We start from the raw sequence: 17,882 nt of genomic DNA, 5'->3' as shown, positions 1-17,882 counted from the left end.
GATCTCGTCCGGCATCTGCGCCCAAGGCTGGCGAGAGGATGCGGGCCGAGGCGTGATGACGAACGAGCGACAGGATGGGGACGCCGCGCCGGATCTCGACGCCGGGCTTCCGCGAAGCGGCGTGACCGAGCGGGTCTCCCCTTTGGTGCGGCGGCTGGTCTGCCCCAACGGCAGCCCGTTCACGGCGAGCGGCACCTGCAGCTACGTCGTCGGGTCCGGCGAGGTCGCGATCGTCGATCCCGGCCCGGCCGACGCCGGCCATATCGATGCGCTCCTCGCCGCGATCGCCGGCGAGCGGCTGACGCAGATCGTCGTCACCCACACTCACCGCGACCATTCGCCGGGTGCACGCCTGCTCCAGGCCCGTACCGGCGCCCCCGTCGTCGGCTGCGGCCCCCATGTCGCGGCCCGGCCGCTCGCCGAGGGCGAGATCCGCCTCGATGCCGGCGCCGACCGCGACCACCGCCCGGACCGGGTGCTGGCGGACGGCGAGGCGGTGGAAGGACCGGGCTGGACCCTGCGGGCCGTGGCCACGCCCGGCCACACCATGAACCACCTCGCCTTCAGCCTCCCCGAGGATTCCGCCCTGTTCTCGGGGGACCACGTGATGGCGTGGTCGACCACCATCGTGGCGCCGCCGGACGGATCGATGCGAGCCTACATGGCCTCCCTCGACGCCCTGCGCGAGCGGGAGGAGACGGTGTTCTGGCCCGGCCACGGCGGCCCGGTGCGCGAGCCCCGGCGGTTCGTGCGGGCGCTCTGGGGCCATCGGCGCCAGCGCGAGACCGCCATCCGCGCCCGCCTCCTAGCCGGCGACCGCGACGTGCTGGCCGTCGTCCGTGCGATCTACCAGGGACTGAGCCCCGCGCTCGTCGGCGCGGCGGCGCTGTCGGTCTTCGCCCATCTCGAGGATTTGTGCGAACGCGGCCTCGTGGCCACGGACGGCCTGCCCCGCCTCGACGGCCGCTACGAGCCGGTGGCGGAGGCCGGCTGACGGGACGCCTCATAATTTCCCGTTCATCGCTTCGTGATGCGGAAATGGGCTTCGCTCAGGCGCCGCGCGGGCTTGGTGATACGGTTCCCGCGTGAATCGAGCGGGAACCGTATCACTTCACCGCGATGGCGAGTTTCGTCACCTCGTCGAGATAGGCGCGGATGCGGTCGGCATTGGCGCCGAGGTCGCGCGGCCCGATGCGCGAGGCGGAGCGCACGTCGATGCGGGCGCCGTCGGCGCGGGGCCGCACCCGGACCGTGACGTCGTCGGCGAGGTTGAGGACGAGGCCGCGCGCCACCGCCTCGATCCGGCCGTTGCCGACCCTGCCGCCGGGACGGATCGCCTCGACGATCTGCCACTTGCTGTTCACCGCCGCCTTGCGGGCGAGCTCGAAGGCCTCGTCGGCGCCGATGTCGAGGGTCAGCGGCGCCACCTGGGGATAGGCCGCCCGCTGCCTCGCCCGCACCGTCGCCCCGGGGTCGGGCGGATAGCGTCCCGCGCGCGCCGCGAAGGCTGCGCGCGACCGCGAAAAGGCCGGTGGGTTGTCGGTGTCCGTGCTCACGTCGGTCAGCGCGGGCAGCCGCAGTCCGCGGATCGCCGCGAAGGCGGGATAGGCGAGGACGAGGCTCGCCACCACGAGGCCGGCGATGGCACCGCCGAGCCCCTGCGCGCCCTCGCGCCAGACCCGCAGCAGGGCGAACCCCGCCAGGACCACCGCCGCCAGCGCCAGCAGCGGGCCCGTCGACAGCGCCACCAGGGCGGGGCCCGCCTCGGCGCGTTGGTCGCGCACCAGCACCACCGCCAGCAGGGTGACGAGCAGCGCCAGCCATGCCGTCAGCCGGGCCATGGCGCCGGCGCGGGTCACGGGAACCTCGATGTGCAGGCGACGCATGGGAGAAGCACGAACGCTGGTGGACGGGATCGGTCGTGTCGGCCGGACGGAGGGGGCCGTGGTCGACCCTGCTTAGCGCCCCGTCGGCGCGGAGGCCAGCCGCGCCGGTCCGCATCCCGGTCCACCGTATCCTGGAGACACCGCCCTGGACATCCGGCTCAAGCCCATGCGGCTATCGGCTTGTACCGGTTCTGCTATAGCGGCCAGATCATGAACGCACCGCTGGTCCAGACCGCTTCGACCTCGCCCGTGACGGCGTCCGCCGATCCGCTCCGCGTCTGGTTCCGCTTCATCCGCCTGAACCGTCGCGTGTCGGCCGCCGTCGCGGTGGAGCTGCGCGCGATCGGCCTCTCGATTCCGCAGTTCGACGTCCTGTCGACGCTCACCGAGCGCGAGGGTCTGACCCAGCAGGACCTGGCCGCCCGGCTCTACGTCACCAAGGGCAACGTCTCGGGGCTGATCGATCGGCTGGTCGAGGCGGGGTCGGTGGAGCGCCGGGCGATCCCCGGTGACCGGCGCTCCTATGCGCTCCACCTGACGCCGGCCGGCAGCGAGCTCGCCGGGCGGGGCATCGCCATCCAGGAGGCCTATGTCGCCCGCACCCTCGGGCGGCTGGCGCCGGAGGACATCGCCGAGTTCGAACGGCTCGTTCTGAAGTGGCGGGACCTGGCGCGCAGCGAAGGGCCGGGCCACGGCGGCTGAACGGAATGGCCCTAGCCGAGTGTCGCCAGGAGATCGGGCAGGTCCGCGATGGAGCCGATGACGTGGTCGGCGAGGGACGCGAGCGAGCCGCGTGCGGCGTCCCCGGCCGGGCCGGTCAGGACGGCGACGGCCATCGCCCCGGCCGCCCGCGCCGCCAGGAGGTCGTCGGCCGAATCGCCGACCACGGCGATCCGTCCGGGGCGCACCGAAAGATGCGCGGCGAAGGCGTCCACCATCCCCGGGCCTGGCTTGCGCCCGTAACCGGAATCGTGGCCGGCGACGAAGGCGCAATGCGGCGCGAGCCCCAGGGTGCGGGCCTGCGCCCGTGCCGAGGCCTCGGCGTCGTTCGTGGCGATGCCCACGCCGAAGCCGGCGGCCACGAGACGGCGCGCGATCACGGCCGGTTCGCCGATGGGCGTCAGGAAACGCAGGCCCTCCTTCCGGAACAGGCGTTCGATCTCGGCGAAGAAGTCCGCGCCCGCCGGGCGCTCCAGTGCCGCCGCCCATAGCGGCCCGAACACCGCCGCCGCGCCGGTCAGAAGCGGCGAGGTCGGCAGGAAGCGGCGCTCGTCCACGACGAAGTGGCTCGCGGCGACGAGGCGATCGAGGGCGGCGCCCTCCCCGCCCGAGAGGCGGATCATCACCGCGTGCGCCGCGGGCCCCCACGTCCGGTCGACATCGACCAGCGTGCCGTCCTTGTCGAACAGGATGCCGGCGAGCCGGCTCACGGCGGGGAACCATCGGCGACCCGCTCGACCTCGATCACCATCCCCGCCGGTGTCATGCGCTCGCGGGTGACCACGCGGTCGCCCGCCTCCATCACGCCCAGGGCCACGTCGCGGTCGGGCAGCACCACCGTGGTGGCCTTGTCGAGGTGGACGAGGACATGGCGCTTCTGGGCCAGGGACGCCGCCGCCCAGCGCCGGAGCTGGCCGAGGTAGGGCTCGCGCCGCCACGCCGCCGGCTGGCCCGGATCGACCTGCACGTTCATGTTGCGGGTCACCGGATCGAGGCTGAGCACCATCTTGGCCTTGTCCGGCTTCCATTCCGGCCCGAGCCAGGCCTCCGTCATCCAGAGGCAGTGGAAGGCGCGGCAATGGTCGGGCCGGGTCTCGTGGATGGCGCAGCCCCTGCCCTGCTTCGTATGCCGGCACCATTGCCCGGCCCGGCTCTCCACGGCGGGCACGTCGTAGACCTTGCAGCACAGGGTGCAGGTGCCGCAGGCCCGCCCCGGGGCGGGCGTGGCGACGTAGGCGGCGGGATCGAGCATGGTTTCTCGGGTCATTCGCTGCGCTGAACGGACGTGTTGGTGCCGGGACGGCGGGTCGTTACTGTGGCGGGACGACGGGGCCGAGCCGGCCCGCATCCTCCAGGCATGGGCGACCCAATGCTCTCGAACCTCGCGGCCCGCGACGTCGAAACCCTGATCCATCCCTACACCAACCTCGCGACCTTCCGCGAGACCGGACCGCTGGTGCTGGAACGCGGACACGGCGTCTGGGTCTACGACAGCGACGGCCGGCCCTATCTCGAAGGCATGGCGGGCCTGTGGTGCACTGCGCTGGGCTATTCGAACGAGGAACTGGTGGAGGCCGCCAGCGAGCAGATGTCGCGCCTGCCCTTCACGCACCTGTTCTCGGGCCGCAGCCACGACCCGGCGATCGAACTCGCCGAGACCCTCAAGGAGCTGATGCCGATCCCGACCTCGAAGGTGTTCTTCACCTCCTCGGGGTCCGAGGCCAACGACACCCAGGTCAAGCTGACCTGGTACATGAACAACGCGCTCGGCCGGCCGAGGAAGAAGAAGATCATCGCCCGCCAGCGCGGCTACCACGGCGTCACCGTCGCCACCGCCTCGATGACCGGCCTGCCGGCCAATCACGCCGACTGGGACCTGCCCCTGCCCGGCTTCCTCCACACCGCCTGCCCGCACCACTACCGGTTCGCCGAAGCGGGCGAGACGGAAGGTGCGTTCTCGCAGCGCCTGGCCGACGAACTCGAGGCGCTGATCCTGGCGGAGGACCCGGAGACGGTGGCCGCCTTCATCGCCGAGCCGGTGATGGGGGCGGGCGGCGCCATCGCCCCGCCCGCCGGCTACTTCGCGGCGATCCAGGCGGTGCTCGCCCGCTACGACGTCCGCTTCATCGCCGACGAGGTCATCTGCGGCTTCGGGCGGCTCGGCACCTGGTTCGGGTCCGAGGCCCTGGGGATGCGCCCCGATACCCTGTCCTTCGCCAAGGCGGTGACCTCCGGCTACATGCCGCTGGGCGGCATCAGCATCGACGAGCCCCTCTACAGGCTGATGGTCTCGCAGAGCGCCAAGCTCGGCACCTTCGGTCACGGCACCACCTACTCCGGGCATCCGGTCGCCTGTGCGGTCGCCCTCAAGACCATCGCGATCCTCAAGCGCGACCGCATCGTCGAGGGCGTGGCGCAGAAGGCGCCCCAGTTCCAGGCGCGGCTGTCGGCGCTCGCCGACCACCCCATCGTCGGCGAGGCCCGCGGCATCGGCCTGATCGGCGGGGTCGAGATCGTGGCCGACAAGCGCTCCAAGCGGCAGTACGAGCCCAAGGCCGGCGTCGCGGCCCGCTGTGTCGCCTTCGCGCAGGCCGAAGGCCTGATCGTGCGCTTCCTCGCCGGCGACCGGGTCGCGGTGTGCCCGCCCCTGGTGATCTCCCGCGAGGAGATCGACACCCTGTTCGACCGGCTCACCCGTGCCCTCGACCGCACTGAGGCGTGGATCGCCGCCGAGGGCCTGCAGGCGGCCCCGCTCTGAGGTCGCGCCCCGCCACGATGTCGCCGCGATCGTCCGGGTCGCGCAAGTATAGTGTGCAATGCATCATCGGCCTTCCGCAATGCAGCAGCGTGCCTCTACGCACTCGTCGCCGGCTGTAGTCTCGGGCGAAGCGTATCACCTTAATCTTTCGTTCATCTTCCAAGGCGGCTAATGAACGTCTGGGTTGCCGGTCGGTGAGCGGCGACCCATCGCATGATCCACGATCGCCGGAACGGATGCGAGGTTCCGACGGCGGTCCGGCCAGGCCATACAGGACACGTCTTCCATGTACCCCTCAGCCCAGACCCCGAGCGACACCGCCCAGGGCAAGCGCCGCTCGACCGCCTCGAACCTCGGCCGCGACGGTTTCCGGCCGGTGGCGCTGCCGGCCCTCGCCGCCGCCGTCCAGGCCTCGGCCGCGGTCAAGCCGGCAGTGCGCAAGGACGGCTGCGCGGTCATCGCCGCCCGCCTCCTGCACGAGGACGCGCCGCTGGTCTGACGCGCGGACGCTCCCTCCCCGCGCGAGCCCTCCCCCCGCGCGTGCCCTCCCCCGCGCGAGGCCTCGCCGGGCGATGGGTGAATGCGCGGGTTTCGCGACGCCGCGATTGTCGGTTCGTCAAGGTTTGGCTCGCTAGCGTCGCTCGCGGTCCATCGGCTCGACCTGCCGCGAATCAGCCGCGATGGCAGGCGATGTCCTGCGTGAGCGGTCGAAGGGATCGGCGGTCGGATCGTCGGCTGCACCACATCTGACACGGGGTTGAGGGCCGATGCTGATCCTGCCGAGCCGGCGGCAGTTCCTGGGTGGCCTCGGCGGCGCGGTGGCGCTCGGGGGCGCCACGGGTGCCTACGCCTTCGGGATCGAGCCGCGTTTCCGGCTCGTCGTCACCCCCTATGCGCCGGTGCTGCCGAACTGGACGCCCGGCCTGAACCTGCGCGTGGCGGTGCTGGCCGATTTCCATATCGGCGAGCCTTACATGCCCCTCGACCGGGTCGCCGAGATCGTCGAGACCACCAACGCCCTCAAGCCCGACCTCGTGCTGATGCTCGGCGACTATCCGGCCGGGCCCGGCGTCGCCTGGCGCGACGTGCCGCTGCCGGAGTTCGCACGGGTGGTCGAGGGCCTGAAGGCGCCGCTCGGAACCTACAGCATCCTGGGCAACCACGACTGGTGGGAAGACCCGGTGGCCCAGGCCAACCGCCGCGGTCCCGTCGCCGCCCGCCGGGCGCTGGAGGCACGCGGCATCCCGGTCCTGGAGAACGACGCCATCCGCCTCGTGAAGGACGGCCGCCCGTTCTGGGTCGCGGGGCTCGCCGACCAGCAGCCGTTCCACATGGTCCACGACTGGCGCAACCCCAGCGACATTCCCGGCACGCTGGCCCAGGTCACCGATGCCGCGCCGATCCTCCTGATGATCCACGAACCGGACGCCTTTCCGAAGGTCCCGGCCCGCGTCGCGCTCACCATGGCCGGCCATACCCACGGCGGCCAGATCCGGCTGTTCGGGCGCTCGCCGGTGATCCCCTCGCGCTACGGCCAGCGCTACGGCTACGGCCACATCGTCGAACAGAACCGTCACCTCGTGGTGTCGGGCGGCCTCGGCGTCAGCCGCGTGCCGGTGCGCATCGGCGTGCCGCCGGAGATCGTCCTCATCGACCTCGGCGCGCCGGACCGGACCGCCACCCGGCCCCTCCCCGACATCCCGGGCTGATTGGGGCGCCGGTCAACGACCGACCCCCTTCGGCCCGGCGATTCGGCTCGGCGTCAGTACAGGCCGCCGGCCTGTGCGGCCCGGTCCGCGTCGGCGGGGACCGCGGTGGGTGCGGACGAGGGCGCGGCGATGTAGGCGTCGGGCGGGGCGGTGCCCGGCTTGAACGCCTCCAGGATGGTGCCGGCCCCTTCGCCCGAACCCGAGCGCATGCCACTGGACGCGCTGACCCGGATCAACTTGATGCCCGGCGGCACCCGGAACGGGGTCGGCGGCTTGTCCTTGAGGGCGTTCTTGAGGAAGTCGAGGACGACGGGAGCGGCGAGACCGCCGCCGGTGGCGCGGTCGCCCAGCGACTTCGGCTTGTCGAAGCCGATGTAGACGCCCACCGCGAGGTCGGGCGAGAACCCGACGAACCAGGCGTCCTTGGCATCGTTGGTGGTGCCGGTCTTGCCGGCCAGCGGCTTGCCGATCTGCTTGAGCAGCGTGGCGGTGCCGCGCTGGACGACGCCTTCCATGATCGAGACCATCTGGTAGGCGGTCAGCGGATCGAGCACCTGCTCGGAATCGTCCACCAGCTTGGGCTCGTCCTGTCCGTTCCACTTGTCGGCGTCGCAGCCCAGGCACTTGCGGGCGTCGTGCTTGTAGATGGTCTCGCCGACCCGGTCCTGGATACGGTCGATCAGGGTCGGGCGGATGCGACGGCCGCCGTTGGCCAGCATCGAATAGGCGGTGACCATGCGCATGACGGTGGTCTCGCCCGCCCCCAGCGACATCGGCAGCACGGGGAGCATGTCGTCGTAGACGCCGAAGCGGCGGGCGTATTCGGCGATGAGCGGCATGCCGACGTCCTTGGCCAGGCGCACGGTCATCAGGTTCTTCGAATGCTCGATGCCGTAGCGCAGGGTGTGGGGGCCGCTGGCCTTGCCGTCGTAGTTCGAGGGCGACCAGGCCTCCTGGCCGGGACCGGCCTCGATGGTGATGGGCGAATCCTGCACGATCGAGGACGGGGTGTAGCCGTTGTCCAGGGCCGCCGAGTAGACCAGCGGCTTGAACGAGGAGCCCGGCTGGCGCTGGGCCTGGGTCGCGCGGTTGAACTGGCTCTCGTCGTAGGAGAAGCCGCCGACCATGGCGTGGACGCGGCCGGTGTAGGGGTCCATCGCCACGATGGCGCCGGAGACCTCCGGGCGCTGGCGCAGGCGGTAGGCGCCGCGCCCGCCGTCCATCGCCTCGACGTAGACGACGTCGCCCGCGCTGAGCACGGCCGAGGGCGAGCGGCCGGTCCAGCGGGTGCCGTCGGCGGCGATGGTGCCGGTCTCGCGGTCCTTGGAGACGGCGCCGGAGGCCTCGCGGCGCGGCTGCAGGCCGATCTGGGCGACACCGCCCGAGGTGCTCAGGACCACGGCCAGGCGCCAGGGGGCGACGTCGCCCAGCGCCGGCACCTCGGCCACCGCCGTGCCCCAGTCGCGCCCGACGAGGTCGACCTTGGCCTGCGCCCCGCGCCAGCCCTGGCGCTGGTCATAGGTGATGAGCCCGTCGAGGAGCGCGCGGCGCGCCCAGGCCTGCATCTTCGGATCGAGGGTGGCGCGCACCGACAGGCCGCCCTCGTAGAGCTTCTTCTCGCCGTAGCGCTCGGTGATCTCGCGGCGGACCTCTTCCGTGAAGTAGTTGGCGTTGGCGGCATTGGCGAAGGCGACGCGCGGGTTGACGCCGAGCGTGGTCTTGCGGGCGGCCTCACCCTCCTCCTTGGTGATGTAGCCGTTCTGGGCCATCAGCCCGATGATCTCGTTGCGCCGGCTCAGGGCCTCCTGGGTGCGGCGGTAGGGGTGGTAGTTGTTCGGGCCCTTGGGCAGGGCGGCGAGATAGGCCGCCTCGTTGATCGTCAGTTCGTGGACCGACTTGCCGAAGTAGTCGAGCGCGGCCGCCGCGACGCCGTGCAGATTGCGGCCGGGCACGATCGTGCCGAGGAAGATCTCGTTGAGGTAGAGCTCGAGGATCTTGTCCTTCGAATAGGTCGCCTCGATCCGCAGCGCGATCAGCGCCTCCTTGATCTTGCGGTCGAAGGTCTGCTCGTTGGTCAGGAGGAAGTTCTTGGCCACCTGCTGGGTGATGGTCGAGGCGCCCTGCTTCTTGCCGCTCTTGGCATTGGTCAGCACCGCGCGCACCACGCCCTCGGGGTCGATGCCGCCGTGCTTGTAGAAGTTCTTGTCCTCCGCCGAGAGGAAGGCCGCGACAACGATCTTGGGCATCGCCTGGATCGGCAGGTAGAGCCGGCGCTCGTTGGCGTATTCGGCCAGCAGCGACCCGTCGGCGGCATGGACGCGGCTCATCACCGGCGGCTCGTACTTGGCGAGCGCGGCGTGGTCGGGCAGGTCCTGGCTGTAGGTCCAGTAGAAATAGGCGCCCGCGGCGGCGAACAGCACGAACAGCATCGCGCCGGCACTGAACAGGAAGCCGAAGAAACGAAGGACGAAGCGCATCCGGGTCCTGTCCGTCAAAGCACTGTGGCCGCAGGCCCGGCTTCGCCGGAGCAGGAGCCTTGCCGCCTTACGCCCGGGTGCGCCGCGCGACGGCTCGCGGGATCCCCGACGGGGCCTGTCCGAGCCGTCCACGACCGGCGAACCGGGTTGGCGTGGAGCCCCGCTTGCACACCCTTTCTATGGTGAAACTGGGGCGACCGAGGCCGAGCGCCGGGTGCTGTCGGGTCGCGTCAGGGTTGTGCGGTTGCCGAAGAAGGCGTCGATGGCCTTGGCCATACCCCCGGTGACCTCGACGCGCCAGGTGTCCGACTGCAGCAGGTCGAGGTCGCGCTTGCTCGACAGGTAGCCGAGTTCCACCAGCACCGAGGGCACGTCCGGCGAGCGCAGCACCACGAAGCCCGCCTCGCGGTGGGGTTTCGGGCTCATCTCCATCACCGGGCCGAGGTGCGCCATCAGCCCCTTGGCGAATCCGGACGAGAAGCCGCGGGTCTCGCGCAGGGTGAGCTCCTGCAGGATGTCGGCGACCTGGGCCGGGGCGGCGTTCGATTCGGTGCCGGCGGCGGCATCGGCCTTGTTCTCGCGGTCCGCGAGCTTGGCCGATTCGGTGTCGGTGGCGCGCTCCGAGCCGGTGTAGATCGTGGCGCCGCGCACCTGCGGCGCCGAGGAGATCGAATCGGCGTGGATCGAGACGAACAGGTCGGCGTTCGCCTCGCGGGCGAGGCGGACCCGCTCGGAGAGCGGCACGAACACGTCGCGGTCGCGGGTCATCCGCACCCGGTAGCGGCCGGAGGCCTCGAGCCGGCCGACCAGGGCCTGGGCGAAGCCGAACACGATGTCCTTCTCGAACACGCCGGTGCTGGCGATGGCGCCCGGATCGGTGCCGCCGTGGCCGGCGTCGACCATGATCAGCGGGCGCAGGTCGGTCTTCTCGGGGAGGGCTGCGGCCTTGCGGCCGGCCGGGGCCGGGTCGCTCGCCACGGCGGCGCGGCGGAAGGCGTCGCGGTCGGCGCGCTGCACCTCGATGGAGAGCAGCACCGCCCCGTCCCTGGCGCGGGTGGTGGTCTCGATGCGACCGACGGTGGCGGGCTGGGCGAGATCGACCACGATGCGCGAGCGTCCCGGCGCGAACAGGCCGTAGCGGAACGAGGACACCAGCCCCTCGCGCCTGCGCCCGGCCTCCGGGCCGAGCTGGAAGTTCACCTCCGCCAGGTCGATCACCACCCGGTCGGGGCGCTCCATCACGAAGGCGCGCGCCTCCACCGCCTTCGACAGGGTGAGGGTGAGCCTGGTGGTGCCGTTGGCGCCGGCGTTGAGGTCGGCGCCGATGGCGACCGCCGGCGCCGCGCCGGTCTCGGCCGAGGCCGGCCAGGATGCGCACAGGGAGAGCGCCAGGGCGAGGACGAGGCGAGCGCGTGCGGTCATCGGTCCAGCGATCTGGTTCTTGTGCAGCGTGAGTTAAGCGATACCGACGGAATGGTTAACCGGTCCTCAACGCACCTGCGCGGGTTGCGTGCCCCCTGTGGCTAGCGGGTGACGCCGCCGTCCGCGCGCGCTGCGGCCGCCCGGCGATGGAGCGCGTGGACGACGAGGCCGAGACCGAGCCAGGCGGAAAGGCGGGCCCAGGTCTCCCAGGGCAGGCCCGCCATCAGGACGAGGCAGGCGAGGATGCCGAGCACCGGCGTCGCCGTGCCGCCCGGCGCCCGGAACGGCCGCGGATGTCCGGCCCGCCGCAGCATCAGGACCGCGATGCACACGACGATGAAGGCCAGCAGCGTTCCGATGCTCACGAGTTCGCCGAGCAGGTCGATGGGGGTGAACCCGGCCACGCACGCCGTCGACACCCCGACGACGGCCTGTCCGAGGGCGGGGGTGCGCCGGCGCGGGTGGACCCGCGCGAACAGGGGCGGCAGCGCACCGTCCCGGGCCATGGCGTAGAGGATGCGCGATTGCCCGAACAGGGCGGTGAGGGCCGAGGTCGTCAGCCCGAGGATCGCGCCGACCTTGATGACGAGGGAGAGGCCGGCGATCCCGATGGCGTCGGTGGCCTTGGCCATGGGGTCGGCGACGTCGAGGGCGGCGTAGGGCACGAGGCCGGTGAGCACCGCCGCCACCGCGACGTAGAGGAGCGTGCTGATGGCGACGGCACCCAGGAGCCCGATCGGCGCGTCCCGCTGCGGGTTCCGGGTCTCGGCGGCGGCGGTCGAGACCGTCTCGAAGCCGACGAAGGCGAAGAACACGACACCGGCCCCCCGCAGGACCCCGCTCCATCCGAACTCACCGAAGCCGCCGCTGCTTTCGGGGATATAGGGCGACCACAGGGTGGGATTCACATGCCACGCTCCGATGGCGACGAAGGCGAGGATGATGGCGACCTTCACCACCACCATCCCTGCGTTGACCCGGCTCGACCCGCGGCTGCCGCCCATCAGCAGCACCGTCAGGGCGAGCACCACCAGGACGGCGGGCAGGTTCACGACGCCGTCCGCCCCTTCCGCGCCGGCGAGTGCCGGCGGCAGGGCGAGCCCGGCATCGCGCAGGAGGCTCTGGACGTAGCCCGACCACCCCACCGCGACGGTCGCTGCGGCCATGGCGAACTCGAGCAGGAGGTCCCACCCGACGATCCAGGCGGCGAAGGGCCCCAGCGTCGCCTTCGCGTAGGAATAGGTGGAGCCCGAGGCGGGGATGGCGGCGGCGAGCTCGGCATAGCACAGGGCGACGAGGCCGCAGGCGATGCCGCCGAGCACGAACGACAGGGTGAGTGCGGGCCCGGCATGGCGCGCCGCCGCCGTGCCGGTGAGCACGAAGATGCCGGCGCCGATGGTGGCCCCGACCCCGAGGCAGACGAGGTGGAACGCGGTGAGGGTCCGGGGCAGCGGCGCTCCGCCGTCGGTCGGCTCGGTCGAAGGCGAGGGGCCGGTCATAATGGGACTGCCATGGGGTCCGACCCCTTTCGGGTCTTGGGCTCGCGGGTCTTGGGCTCGCGGGGCTTGGGCTCCCGGGGCTTGGGCTTCCGGGGCTTGGGCTCGCTGGTCTTCGGCTCGCTGGGCTTGGGCTCGCGGGGCTCGGATGCCGGCATCGGCGGATCGCTCGTCGCGAGACTCAGGGGCCCCTCCTGCGCGACACCGTTACCGTGGCTTCTCGAGCTGCCACGTCAGATGCGAACGCACCATGGGCCATTCGGGCGCCGTGACGCTGTAGACGCAGGTGTCGCGAAGGGTGCCGTCCGGCATGCGCTGGTGGTGGCGCAGGACGCCGTCGAGCTTGGCGCCGACCCGCTCGATGGCGCGGCGGCTCGCCAGGTTCATGACGTGCGTCCGGAACTCGACGGCGAGGCACCCCAGGCCGTCGAACGTGTGCGCCAGCAGCAGGAGCTTGGCCTCGGTGTTGAGCAGGGTGCGCTGAACGCGGGCGGCGTACCACGTCGAGCCGATTTCCGCGCGCGGCCCCGCGGCGTCGATGTTCATGAAGGTCGTCATGCCGACCGGTCGGCCGCCGGGGCCGTCCAGGACGGTGAAGGGGAGCATGGAACCCGCTGCCCGAAGGCCGAGCCGACGGTCGATCTCGGCCGCCATCGCCTCCGGCGAGGGGATGGCGGTGTACCACAACCGCCAGAGCTCGCCGTCGCGCACGGCCTCCGCGAGGGCTTGGCCATGGTCGGGCGACAAGGGGATGAGTTCGACATGCCGCCCGGACAGGGTGACGGGCTCGAATGGCATCGGCACACCTTCAAAGGCCGTTTGGATATCGGCGGACCGGCATTCGCCTGTCGTGACGCCCTGGGCAGGTGACACCTCACATCGGACCTCGGCGACCGTCAAGCCGATCGCATTCGGTCGTGGAGCCGAGGCCGGTACGGAGGCCGGCACCGGCCGGGCGGTGGCGGGATTCCGGGGCTGGCACGTTCCGGGCCAGCGGCGCGCCCTCGGCAGGTTCGCGTTGGCGAGCCAACGCTTCACCCCGCTCAGGTCATCGGTGTGTCGCAGGTCGTCGACGCGAAAACGGTGGCCGCTTTTGCGAAACCTGCTCAGTCGGCCCCGACGCAGTTGGCGTAGAAGGTGGTGGTGGCCGGCCAGTCCGAGAACACCCCGCGCACGCCGACCTGCCCATGGAGCACGTCGAGCAGGGTGAGCATGTCGCCGTCGCGGTCGATCGCGGGCCGGACCGACCGGTAGTAGGAGCCGCCGCCGGCCGCGAGCGGCCCGGACCGCTCCAGCGACCAGGCGATCAGGTCGAGCCCGGCGCGTTTCGCCTCGCGGGCGTAGGCCGAGGGGACGATCGCCCCTTCCGGCGAGAGCGTCACCAGCATCCACAGGGGCGGCGCCAGGGTCCGCACCCCCTTGGCGACGAGATCGGCCATGCTCGGGCTCCACGTTTCGGGCCTGGCGGGATCGAAGCCTGGGTCGGTCTCGTCGCGGTTGTCGAGGAGGAAGGCCTGGCGGCCGAAGGCGGGATCGGCCTCGAGCCAGAACAGCACGTCGCGCAGCCGGAAGCTCTGGGGGAACACGTCCGTGGCCGGGATCCCCGCCTGCCTGTACTCGTCGATCATCTGCCGGGCGTAGTCGTCCTCGGTGTAGGTTCCCGCGAACGGCATCGGCACCTCGGGCGCCTTCAGTTCGGGCGTGAACCGGCGGCCGAGCGATTTGACGAGGGCGATGTACTCCTTGTGCGTCATCAGGGTGGTGCCGGCGGCATGGAGATCCGTGCGCCAGCGCGGGGTCGCGTTCATGTAGCCGGCCAGCGTGGTGGCGTCGGGGTCGGCCGCGTCCATCTTCGGTTTCAGGGACTTGAATTCGGCCAGCGTCAGGTCGCTGGTGCAGCAGGTGGCCGAGGCCTTGGCGCCGGTGGCCGGATCGGCGGGGGTGAAGGCCTTCGTGCATCGGGCCGCCAGGTCCGGCCGGGCCAGGATGTCGGTGGTGGTGTGAAGGTCGCACTGGGCGTGCCGGCACACGAGCTGCCGGTCCCTCGTGAAGGTGACGTCGCACTCGATGATCCCCGCCCCCATCCGGGCCGCCGCCAGCACGCCCTCTCGGGTGTGCTCGGGGAACTGGAGCGGGGCGCCCCGGTGCGAGATCGAGAAGCTTTTGGCGGTGTAGGCCCGGTCCGTGCCGCAGGCGGCGAGCCTGTCCTTGAGGGGGCCGGGCTTCATGGTGTCGACGAGGTGGAACGGGCGCGGCCCGATCTGGGCCGCTCGGGAGCCTTGAGCCGCCGCCGGCAGCAGCAATGCCAGGAGGAGGACCGTCGCCTTCGCGAACGCACGCATCGTTGATCCCTCTTCGCCGGCATCGGCGGCTAGCGCGACGGGATGACGGGAGCATGAAGGCACGTCCGCTCCCCGGGGGACGCGTCCCGCGCCCGGGGGTGGCGTCCCGCGTGGTTTCGTGTATGACCGGCGCAGCCTCGACCCGGCAACGGGCACGGGGCCGAACCTGCTTGTGGCGCGACCCTGCTGGACGACATCCCGGCAGCGGCCCGACCCGAGCGTCGCATGGCCTCCCGTTCGCGTGGCCGCGCAACCCGACCCAACCCAACCGAAGGGGATAGCGATGTCGATCACGGCAGAGCGCAAGACCGCGCTCATCAAGGAATACGCGCAGGGCGGCAAGGACACCGGTTCGCCGGAGGTCCAGGTGGCGATCCTCACCGAGCGGATCACCAACCTCACCGGCCACTTCAAGACCCACGGCAAGGACAACCACTCCCGTCGCGGCCTCCTGAAGATGGTCTCGCAGCGCCGCTCGCTGCTCGACTACGTCAAGGGCAAGGACGAGGCCCGCTACCGCAGCCTCATCGAGCGTCTCGGCATCCGCCGCTAAGGCGGTTTTTTCCACGCGGTCCCGAGTTCGACTCAGGGCCGCGTTTTCGTAACCGCGCTGCCGGAATGGGTCCGGCCGCGCGACCCTCGGGCGACTTGGAGGCGCAAGAGCCGGGGACAGGATCGCAAGGGACTTTTCGTCATCGCGAAGAGCCCCTCGCCGTCTTGCCCCTGGCCGCGCCGGGTCCGCCCGACCGCATGATGGCAAGGAAAAACGATATGTTCGACGTTCAACGTGAAGAGCTGATCTGGGGCGACCGCAAGCTCGTCCTCGAGACCGGCAAGGTCGCCCGCCAGGCCGACGCCGCCGTGATGGCGACCTACGGCGACACCTCCGTGCTCGCCACGGTCGTCTCCGCCAAGGAGCCCAAGGCCGGCATCGACTTCCTGCCGCTCACCGTGAACTACCAGGAGCGCGCCTATGCCGCCGGCCGCATCCCCGGCGGTTACTTCAAGCGCGAAGGCCGTCCCTCCGAGAAGGAGACCCTGGTTTCCCGCCTCATCGACCGGCCGATCCGCCCCCTCTTCGTCGAGGGCTGGCGCAACGACACCCAGGTCGTCATCACCGTCCTGACCCACGACCTCGAGAACGATCCCGACGTCCTGGCGATGGTCGCGGCCTCGGCCGCCCTCACCCTGTCGGGCGTGCCCTTCACCGGCCCGATCGGCGCGGCGCGCGTCGGCTACATCGGCGGCCAGTACAAGCTCAACCCGCCCGTTCCCGAGATGGAGACCTCCTCCCTCGACCTCGTCGTGGCCGGCACCCAGGACGCCGTCCTGATGGTCGAGTCCGAGGCCAAGGAACTCGACGAGGACGTGATGCTCGGCGCCGTGATGTTCGGCCACAAGCATTTCCAGCCGGTCATCGACGCCATCATCCGGCTCGCCGAGAAGGCCGCCAAGGAGCCGCGCAACTTCACCGCCCCGGAGAACGAGGAGGTCGAGAAGGCCGTCCTGGCGATCTGCGAGACGGAACTCCGCGCCGCCTACAAGAACACCGTCAAGCAGGAGCGCTACGCCGCCGTCGACGCCGTCAAGGCGACGGTGATGGCCGCCCTCTGCCCCGCCGAGGGCGAGGCCAAGTACGCGCCCGAGAAGGTCAAGGCCGCCTTCAAGGAGGCCCAGTCCAAGGTGGTGCGCTGGAACGTGCTCGACACCGGCAGCCGCATCGACGGCCGCGACGTCCGCACCGTGCGCCCGATCGTGTCCGAGGCCGGCGTTCTGCCGCGCGCCCACGGCTCGGCCCTGTTCACCCGCGGCGAGACCCAGGCGCTGGTGGTGGCCACGCTCGGCACCGGCGAGGACGAGCAGTTCATCGACGCGCTGGAAGGCACCTACAAGGAGACCTTCCTGCTGCACTACAACTTCCCTCCCTACTCGGTGGGCGAGACCGGCCGCATGGGTTCGCCGGGCCGTCGCGAGATCGGCCACGGCAAGCTCGCCTGGCGTGCCGTGCATCCCGTGCTGCCGCCGGCCCACGAGTTCCCGTACACGATCCGCGTCGTGTCCGAGATCACCGAGTCCAACGGCTCCTCGTCGATGGCCTCCGTCTGCGGCGCCTCGCTGGCGCTGATGGATGCAGGCGTGCCCCTGCGCCGGCCCGTCGCCGGCATCGCCATGGGCCTCATCCTCGAGGGTGAGCGCTACGCCGTGCTCTCCGACATCCTCGGCGACGAGGATCACCTGGGCGACATGGACTTCAAGGTGGCCGGCACCGAGAGCGGCATCACCTCGCTGCAGATGGACATCAAGATCGCCGGCATCACCGAGGAGATCATGCGGATCGCCCTGCACCAGGCGCAGGAAGGCCGCGTCCACATCCTCGGCGAGATGGCCAAGGCGCTCACCGACGCCCGTCCCGAGCTCGGCGAATATGCGCCCCGCATCGAGACCATGCAGATCCCCACCGACAAGATCCGGGAAGTGATCGGCACCGGCGGCAAGGTGATCCGCGAGATCGTCGAGAAGACCGGCGCCAAGATCAACATCGACGACACCGGCACGGTGAAGATCGCCTCCAGCGACGGCAAGGCCATCAAGGCCGCCTACAACTGGATCCGCTCGATCGTGGCGGAGGCCGAAGTCGGCATGATCTACGACGGCACCGTCGTGAAGTGCATGGAGTTCGGCGCCTTCGTGAACTTCTTCGGCGCCAAGGACGGCCTCGTCCACATCTCGGAGCTCGCCGCCCAGCGGGTCGCCAAGGTGACGGACGTGGTCAAGGACGGCCAGAAGGTGAAGGTGAAGTTCCTCGGCGCCGACGACCGCGGCAAGATCCGCCTGTCCATGAAGGTCGTCGACCAGGAGACCGGCGAGGACCTCACCGAGAAGCTCAAGGCCGAGCGCAACGCGGACCAGGACCGGGTGCGCGGTGGCGACCAGGAGCCCCGCCGGGAGCGCGGCGAACGCCGCAACGCCAGCGAGTAAACCCTCGCCCTTCCTGTGCTCGAACAAGCGCGGTCCTTCGGGGCCGCGCTTTTTTCATGGGCGGGGTTGCCCCGCCGCGCGATCGCCGTCGCC

The 17,882-nt window shown here is 71.1% G+C and carries 15 protein-coding genes; 7 read left to right on the top strand and 8 right to left on the bottom strand.

What is annotated here, in order from left to right:
* Positions 1-55: 55 nt before the first annotated feature.
* Positions 56-994: an MBL fold metallo-hydrolase gene (locus tag ASG40_RS06690; protein WP_055882772.1), complete on the top strand. Its 939-nt coding sequence runs from the start codon at positions 56-58 to the stop codon at positions 992-994.
* Between the two features lie 112 nt (positions 995-1,106).
* Here ASG40_RS06690 and ASG40_RS06685 read toward each other — a convergent pair whose 3' ends face one another.
* Positions 1,107-1,886, bottom strand: coding sequence for a DUF1499 domain-containing protein (locus ASG40_RS06685; RefSeq protein WP_055882769.1), 780 nt, complete (start codon positions 1,884-1,886; stop codon positions 1,107-1,109).
* Between the two features lie 210 nt (positions 1,887-2,096).
* Here ASG40_RS06685 and ASG40_RS06680 point away from each other — a divergent pair, with 210 nt between their 5' ends.
* Positions 2,097-2,588 carry a MarR family winged helix-turn-helix transcriptional regulator gene (locus ASG40_RS06680; RefSeq protein ID WP_055882840.1) on the top strand — a complete coding sequence of 164 codons (492 nt, stop codon included), beginning with the start codon at positions 2,097-2,099 and terminating at the stop codon, positions 2,586-2,588.
* 11 nt (positions 2,589-2,599) lie between these two features.
* Here the strand turns inward: ASG40_RS06680 and ASG40_RS06675 are convergent, their stop codons facing one another.
* Positions 2,600-3,316, bottom strand: a complete 717-nt coding sequence (locus tag ASG40_RS06675; protein ID WP_055882767.1) for an HAD family hydrolase — start codon at positions 3,314-3,316, stop codon at positions 2,600-2,602.
* A complete protein-coding gene (locus tag ASG40_RS06670) occupies positions 3,313-3,858 on the bottom strand; it encodes a hypothetical protein (protein WP_055882765.1) in 546 nt (181 codons plus the stop codon). Before ASG40_RS06670 ends, ASG40_RS06675 begins: the two co-directional genes overlap by 4 nt.
* Positions 3,859-3,975: 117 nt before the next feature.
* Between ASG40_RS06670 and ASG40_RS06665 the strand changes: the two genes are divergently transcribed.
* The 3 genes from ASG40_RS06665 (at position 3,976) to ASG40_RS06655 (ending at position 7,073) form a co-directional block, all read left to right on the top strand.
* Positions 3,976-5,364 carry an aminotransferase gene (locus ASG40_RS06665; protein WP_055882763.1) on the top strand — a complete coding sequence of 463 codons (1,389 nt, stop codon included), beginning with the start codon at positions 3,976-3,978 and terminating at the stop codon, positions 5,362-5,364.
* Positions 5,365-5,650: 286 nt separating this feature from the next.
* Entirely contained in the window at positions 5,651-5,863 is a 213-nt protein-coding gene (locus ASG40_RS06660) for a hypothetical protein (RefSeq protein ID WP_055882760.1), read from the top strand.
* A 268-nt stretch (positions 5,864-6,131) separates the two neighbouring features.
* The gene (locus ASG40_RS06655) at positions 6,132-7,073 is read left to right on the top strand and encodes a metallophosphoesterase (RefSeq protein ID WP_055882758.1); all 942 of its coding nucleotides are present in this window, start codon (positions 6,132-6,134) and stop codon (positions 7,071-7,073) included.
* A gap of 53 nt (positions 7,074-7,126) precedes the next feature.
* Here the strand turns inward: ASG40_RS06655 and ASG40_RS06650 are convergent, their stop codons facing one another.
* The 5 genes from ASG40_RS06650 to ASG40_RS06630 all read right to left on the bottom strand — a co-directional run bounded on the left by ASG40_RS06650 (position 7,127) and on the right by ASG40_RS06630 (position 14,810).
* Complete coding sequence (locus ASG40_RS06650) at positions 7,127-9,550, bottom strand: penicillin-binding protein 1A (RefSeq protein WP_055882756.1); 2,424 nt, start codon at positions 9,548-9,550, stop codon at positions 7,127-7,129.
* A 177-nt stretch (positions 9,551-9,727) separates the two neighbouring features.
* Positions 9,728-10,972: an N-acetylmuramoyl-L-alanine amidase gene (locus ASG40_RS06645; RefSeq protein WP_055882754.1), complete on the bottom strand. Its 1,245-nt coding sequence runs from the start codon at positions 10,970-10,972 to the stop codon at positions 9,728-9,730.
* A 101-nt stretch (positions 10,973-11,073) separates the two neighbouring features.
* Positions 11,074-12,471, bottom strand: a complete 1,398-nt coding sequence (locus ASG40_RS06640) for an amino acid permease (RefSeq protein WP_055882751.1) — start codon at positions 12,469-12,471, stop codon at positions 11,074-11,076.
* A gap of 204 nt (positions 12,472-12,675) precedes the next feature.
* Entirely contained in the window at positions 12,676-13,266 is a 591-nt protein-coding gene (locus tag ASG40_RS06635) for a GNAT family N-acetyltransferase (RefSeq protein WP_055882749.1), read from the bottom strand.
* Between the two features lie 308 nt (positions 13,267-13,574).
* Complete coding sequence (locus tag ASG40_RS06630) at positions 13,575-14,810, bottom strand: glycerophosphodiester phosphodiesterase family protein (RefSeq protein WP_055882747.1); 1,236 nt, start codon at positions 14,808-14,810, stop codon at positions 13,575-13,577.
* 283 nt (positions 14,811-15,093) lie between these two features.
* Between ASG40_RS06630 and rpsO the strand changes: the two genes are divergently transcribed.
* Positions 15,094-15,363 carry a 30S ribosomal protein S15 gene (rpsO, locus tag ASG40_RS06625; protein ID WP_055882745.1) on the top strand — a complete coding sequence of 90 codons (270 nt, stop codon included), beginning with the start codon at positions 15,094-15,096 and terminating at the stop codon, positions 15,361-15,363.
* 218 nt (positions 15,364-15,581) lie between these two features.
* Positions 15,582-17,789, top strand: coding sequence for a polyribonucleotide nucleotidyltransferase (gene pnp / locus ASG40_RS06620; protein ID WP_055882743.1), 2,208 nt, complete (start codon positions 15,582-15,584; stop codon positions 17,787-17,789).
* Positions 17,790-17,882 lie beyond the last annotated feature (93 nt).

The sequence above is a fragment of the Methylobacterium sp. Leaf399 genome (genome assembly GCF_001424525.1).
GTDB lineage: Bacteria > Pseudomonadota > Alphaproteobacteria > Rhizobiales > Beijerinckiaceae > Methylobacterium.
Note: the sequence above shows the minus strand (reverse complement) of the source record. Positions and strands in the feature narration are given on the sequence as shown.